Annotated in this window: 5 protein-coding genes and 1 rRNA gene; 1 reads left to right on the top strand and 5 read right to left on the bottom strand. The window is 46.4% G+C overall.

What is annotated here, in order from left to right; all coding sequences use genetic code 11:
- The 3 genes from KB559_RS19520 to KB559_RS19510 form a co-directional block, all read right to left on the bottom strand.
- Positions 1-125, bottom strand: a 16S ribosomal RNA gene (locus tag KB559_RS19520); the annotation flags it as partial.
- 572 nt (positions 126-697) lie between these two features.
- Positions 698-1,123 carry a VOC family protein gene (locus KB559_RS19515; protein WP_211024157.1) on the bottom strand — a complete coding sequence of 142 codons (426 nt, stop codon included), beginning with the start codon at positions 1,121-1,123 and terminating at the stop codon, positions 698-700.
- A gap of 41 nt (positions 1,124-1,164) precedes the next feature.
- On the bottom strand, positions 1,165-1,434 hold the full coding sequence (locus KB559_RS19510) for a hypothetical protein (RefSeq protein ID WP_211024155.1): 270 nt from the start codon (positions 1,432-1,434) through the stop codon (positions 1,165-1,167).
- A 183-nt stretch (positions 1,435-1,617) separates the two neighbouring features.
- On the opposite strand from KB559_RS19510, the gene KB559_RS19505 reads away from it, so the two are divergent.
- Positions 1,618-2,847, top strand: a complete 1,230-nt coding sequence (locus KB559_RS19505) for an aminopeptidase (RefSeq protein ID WP_211024153.1) — start codon at positions 1,618-1,620, stop codon at positions 2,845-2,847.
- Between the two features lie 359 nt (positions 2,848-3,206).
- Here KB559_RS19505 and hemG read toward each other — a convergent pair whose 3' ends face one another.
- Positions 3,207-4,595, bottom strand: a complete 1,389-nt coding sequence (gene hemG, locus KB559_RS19500; protein WP_211024151.1) for a protoporphyrinogen oxidase — start codon at positions 4,593-4,595, stop codon at positions 3,207-3,209.
- Positions 4,596-4,733: 138 nt separating this feature from the next.
- Positions 4,734-5,501, bottom strand: a complete 768-nt coding sequence (locus KB559_RS19495) for a MerR family transcriptional regulator (RefSeq protein WP_211024149.1) — start codon at positions 5,499-5,501, stop codon at positions 4,734-4,736.
- Positions 5,502-6,000: the final 499 nt, after the last annotated feature.

Raw genomic sequence — 6,000 nt, 5'->3', positions numbered from 1 at the left:
ACGTGTTACTCACCCGTCCGCCGCTAACCATCAGAGGAGCAAGCTCCTCATCAAGTCCGCTCGACTTGCATGTATTAGGCACGCCGCCAGCGTTCGTCCTGAGCCAGGATCAAACTCTCCAATAAAGGATGAACAAATCATTCGATCAACGACCGAAGGATTTTTCATCCGAGATGGAAGGAGTCTCAAACCCGAAGGTAAGAGGTGTTCCATCAAGGTGTTTGACTTGCTCATTTTGAAACTGACGAGAAAATTAATTCTCTTAGGATTGAATTTCAATTGACACAAAGTCGATTTAAAATCCATCTATTTAATACTCACTCGTTGTTCAGTTTTCAAAGATCAACTTCGCTTATCAATCCGGCGCTTCAAAATGGCCGGAATAATAATATACCATATCGATCTGTATGTTGGCAACCAGAAATACTTACCAACTCTCTGATCGTTCAGCCGTTTTTGCGGCCGGAATAATAACTTAACACATTCGCTTTTGAAGCACAAGTTATAATTTTTTCCAACCGGTTTAATTGATGTGTTCAACTTGACCGGACATTTATCTTAACATGACTGTTTTGATAATGCTAATTGTATATCCTTCCAGCTGTATCTCTATTTCGGATTCTTCTATATGAAGGTTCAGCATCTAGAAAAAAACCCGCGTTTCCGCGGATTTTGGACTTGAGACAATTAGCTGTTATTATTGTAGCGCCTTTGTAAAGACTTGAAACAAGACGCCGAACTTGTCGGTAACCATTCCGTAAGCCGGACTGAAAAAAGTCTTTTGCAGCGGCATCTCAATGATGCCTCCCTTGCACAAAGCATAAAAGATCCGCTCCGTTTTCTCCGCATCATCCGTAGTGAGGCAGATGGATAACATTCCGCCCATTTGCTGTTTCTGTCCGGGAAAAGCATCAGAGAACATAAACTCCGATTCTCCGACCTTCAACGACGCGTAAGACACGCGGTCTTTCATCTCCGGAGGCAAAGGAAATTCGGGGTTTTCCGGCATTTCGCCAAAAGTCTGCATATAAATGATCTCGGCTTCCAACGCTTCTTTATAAAAAGCGATAGCTTCTTTAGCGTTCCCATCCATCGTTAAGTACGGAGTTAATTGCATGGCCATGAGTTTCACGCTCCTCTTAAGTAGTCCATGCTATCATACAATCATTTCAAGTGGTTTTCCACTTGCTCCAACTTCAGCCGGTCTTCCTCCAGACTTTCTTTTGCCCGTTCTATCGGCTCTTGGTTCATACGCCCTTCAGCTTGGGCCACTGAGTTCTCCGCTTTGTTCAACGCATTGCGGGCGTTCTGCACCGTCTCCTCAGACGGATGGGATTGTGCCTGCTTCAAGGCCCGATGAAAATTCTCAACAGATTCCTGGGCGTGGGATATCGGGTTTTGCGATTGTAAACTGGAAAAGGGATTTTCCTGCACGATTATTGCCTCCTCAAAGTCGGTTTCTTCTTCATTCCTAATCTGAGACAAAGCCGCGGATATTATACTTCAAAGCCCATGGAGCCCACCTAGCGCGAACCCTCTCCCACTTCATTTTGCCCCTGTCCCCCCGTTCCTTTATAATTATTAAATTAAGGAGCTTTAACAGGGAGGAATTTTATAATGAAAGATTTCGACAAGTTATTGGAAAAATACGCCGAGTTGGTCGTAAAGGTAGGCGTAAATATACAGCCCGGGCAGGTTCTCATCGTTCAATCTCCGCTCGAGACCGTTCAATTCACCCGCTTAATTGTTTCCAAGGCTTATGAAGCCGGTGCAAAATATGTTCAAGTCGAATGGGATGATGAAATGATCTCACGCATTCGATACGAGAAGGCCCCGGATAATTCCTTTGAGTATTACCCAAAATGGCAGGCTGATATGATGGAGCAATTGGCCGAAGGCGGAGGCGCTCTGCTGCACATTAAAGTTCCCGATCCCATGCTGCTTAAGGGGGTTGATGGAGCGAAAGTATCCACCGCCGTCAAAGCTGCGGCCATGGCCCGTGAGAAATTTCAAGGCTACATCCGCACCAATAAAGTCAGCTGGTCGCTGATTAAAGCTCCGACTCAAGCTTGGGCAAACAAAGTATTTGCAGATCTGCCTGAGTCCGAACGGATTGATGCGATGTGGGAAGCGGTATTTTTAATGAACCGGGTCGGCAACGATGATCCCGTAGCTGCTTGGCAAGAACATATCGGCAATCTGAAACAAAGACAAAATTACATGAACAACAAACGCTATAAGCGCCTGCACTATCGAGCTCCTGGTACGGACCTCAAGGTGGAGCTTCCGGAAGGACATCTGTGGCTCGGGGGCGGCGATCACAATGAAGCTGGCGTCTATTTCGTTGCGAATATGCCAACCGAAGAAATTTACTCCATGCCCCATCGGACAGGGGTCAACGGAACAGTTACAAGCACTCTACCTCTTAATTTGAACGGACGGCTGGTGGAAGGCATCCAACTGACGTTTAAGGACGGAAAAGTAACGGACTATCAAGCGAAATCAGGTCGTGAGCACCTTACTTCCCTGCTCGCCACCGATGAAGGAGCTTCCTTCCTTGGCGAAATCGCGCTCGTACCGCATGACTCTCCTATATCGCGTTTGAATCGTATTTTTTACAACACGGGGGTAGATGAGAATGCCTCCTGCCATTTTGCGCTGGGTAGCTCATATCCTGTGAATATTGAAGGGGGCACCAAACTTTCCAAACAGGAGCTTTTGGCTAAAGGGGCGAACGTCAGCTTAACGCATGTCGACTTTATGATCGGCTCGACTGAATTAGACATCGATGGCGAACTGGAAGACGGAACGATCGAACCGGTTTTCCGCAAAGGGAACTGGGCTTAATACTTGAATCTTCCCATTAAAAAGATCATTATCTATGCTCATCCATTGGATTAGCGAACGACAGTGATTTTTTTTTTTGCACAAAAAGAAGACTCCGCGGTTTGGAAACCGCAGAGCCTTCTAAACGTGGGAAGCGATATTACGAGATTAAGCAATTTTCCAATTGCTAGGGTATTCTACCGGATAAGAAACGAAGCAATTTCTTTCGTCTCTTCCTTTTTCCAAGAGAGTTCATGGTGAATCAACGCCTTTCCGGAGCATAAAATATATGACATCCGTCTGCTTTTGATCATTACCACTTCCCACTTATCTTATATATAACCGTCACATCGTCCATGAATCAGTTTTCCAAATAAAATCTACAATCGTTCGGCAATCCGTTCGGCTGTCTTTTGCCCGTTAGCGATACAGTCCGGAATACCGACTCCATAATAGGAGCAACCCGCCAAAAAAATACCTGGATAAGCTGCGGACATTTTCTTCTCCAGCGATTGCACCAGCTCATGATGCTTAATATGGTAATTCGGCATCTCCTCCAGCCACTTGGTCACCAAATGTGTGACTGGCTGAGCTTCAATACCTAAACTGCTTTTGATATCTTGAAGAGCGACCTGCAGCAGGTCCTCTTTTGACATACTTTGAAGCTTGCCGAACGACGATCCCGAGCTCTTATAGAATAGGCGCACCAAAAGACGGCTCTCTGCTGAAGTATGGCTCCATTTGCGGCTAGTCCAGGTACAAGCGTTGCATATAACATCTTCCGATTCCGATACGATAAAACCGGTCCCGTCCGCGGGCAATTGCTCGTCGGGAATATCGAAGCCGAGATACACGCTGATCATTGAGCTATTTTTCAATTCGTTAAAATCTTCGTTCAACTCAGAATCTTTAAGAACGGATTGGGCCACGGCATGCGAAGTGGCAAGTACGGCGCAATCCGCTACAATCTCCCTTTGATCGGATAGCGTAATCGTATATTGCTCGCCCGACTTTGCAATCGATTCGGCTCCCACTCCAATTATAAATTCCGCCTCTGGTAGTTCGCTTTCCATCTTGTCTACCAAAGTCGAAACCCCGTTTTGGAAAGAGAAAAATTTGCGGTCTCCCTTCCCCTTGAAGACCTGACGGTTTTCCGCCAATCCCTTCATGATACTGCCGTACTTGTTTTTGTAATCCAGCAAATAAGGAAGTGTAGATGCAATCGTAAGCTCATGGAGCTTGCCGGAATAAACCCCGGACAAGACGGGACCGATCTGCTTTTCCACGATCTCTTTGCCGAGAAAGGCTTCGAGAAATTGGCCTACCGAATCATTTTCGGTAAATTGTCCGTCGTTCGTCGTGTAGTAATCCTTTAGTGCTTCCACTTTACCTTCGGCCGAAATCAGTTCGCTGTTCGCCAGCGATTCCAGGCTCAACGGTATACCGAACACCGCCTCTTCCGGAATCGGCTTTAGTCTGCCATCCGCGTATATGAACGATTTGCCTGTTGCATTATAGACAACCTCGTCCCGCAGGCCCAACTCGTCGATCAATTGATCCATATTAGGCTTCCTCGTCACGATCGAGTCTGCGCCAGCTTCCATGACAAAACCATTGCTTGAAATAGTATTGATTTTACCGCCCAATTTGCCGTAAGACTCCACGACCACAATGCGGGCATCCAGATTCCGCTCCTTAATCTCGCGATTCAGATAATAGGCCGCGGACATGCCTGTAATACCTCCGCCAATGATGACGACTGTTTTCAAATTGATTCCACCTCGATTAGAGAACTGTTTCACATACTAAATTACATGATACCCCAATTACGAAGCGGGAAACAATGATTGCAGTCACTTTGCGGCGGAAATGTGAAAACCCGGCCAGATTTTGGCCGGGCTGTTTACTTATTGGTGATTCGTGCCTGTATAAATCAGTATGGCATCGCGCAGAAATTCCGCCGTACCCGGTCGGGTTTGATCATAATAGGCCTTGAAGCGCTCATCGGCCACATACATTTGCGCTAACCCCGCATGTGCATCCTTGGAATATTGATCCCAATAAAAAGTGAGCCATTGCTTATGCAGATCAGCCGCCTGTTGTGCCGCTTCTCCGGCAGGGTCACCAGTTTGCACCCCTTCTGCCAAGGCTGCGAACATATCCCGTTCCAATCGCTGAACTTCCTCATATTCGGCTTCGGTCATATTTTTAAGCTTGGCATTCGATTTATCGACCGTTGCGTCGCCGTATTGCCCACGGATTTCCGCCCCGTATTTCGCTTCATTTTCATCAATCAGCTTCTGCTTGAAGCCTTCGAATTTTTCTTGATCCGTCATCGTTATTCTCCCTTCCTGCGCGGCAATCGTCTTGTCTACATTGGCGATTAGCGCGTCTAATTGCTTCTTTTTGTCCAGGAGCCGTTCACGGTGTTCGATCAGCGCTTGGGTCCCGTCAAAGGATGGATCGGTGAGCAACATCTTGACTTGTTCCAGGGAAAAATCAAGCTCCCGATAAAACAAAATTTGCTGCAGCCGGTCTACCTCTGCCTGACCATAAATCCGATACCCGGATGAATTTATTCTCGCCGGCTTGAGAATATCAATTTCATCGTAGTATCGCAGCGTCCTCGTACTGATTCCCGCCAGACGCCCCAGCTTCTGAACCGTATATTCCATGTCATCGCCTCCCGACAACCCAAGTGTACTCCTTGACGTTGCGTCAAGGTCAACAAAAATAAATTTACCCTAAAAAGTGAAAGATCACACTAAGGCGCAGCTCCCGGTGTGCGGTGTTGAGTTATTAATCGAGAACGGACCATAGTTGTTAGTTACACTGCTGCACTTTGATGTTAATGCGCCTATTGATGCTTTAGTCTCTTTAGCTAACCTTTGCGTTCTGATTCCCTAATTCGCCCGTGTCGATCCAGTGCGTCAAAGTTTCTCTGCTGTGTTAAGGTTTGAGGTTTGCTGTGGTTGGTTTGCTACTTTATTGTGCCCTTCATGATTAGTTTCTCTGTTGTGTTAGTTCGCTGCTTTATTGTGTCCCTCGTGATTAGTTTCTCTGGTGCGTTTAGTTTGCTGCTTTATTATGCCCATCATGATTAGTTACTCTGGTGCGTATAGTTTGTTGTGTTTAATCTGATGCGTCAATTCCTATTTTGGTTGGTTTCTCTGG

The sequence above is a fragment of the Paenibacillus sp. Marseille-P2973 genome (genome assembly GCF_018101095.1).
Taxonomy (GTDB): domain Bacteria; phylum Bacillota; class Bacilli; order Paenibacillales; family Paenibacillaceae; genus Fontibacillus; species Fontibacillus vini.
Note: the sequence above shows the minus strand (reverse complement) of the source record. Positions and strands in the feature narration are given on the sequence as shown.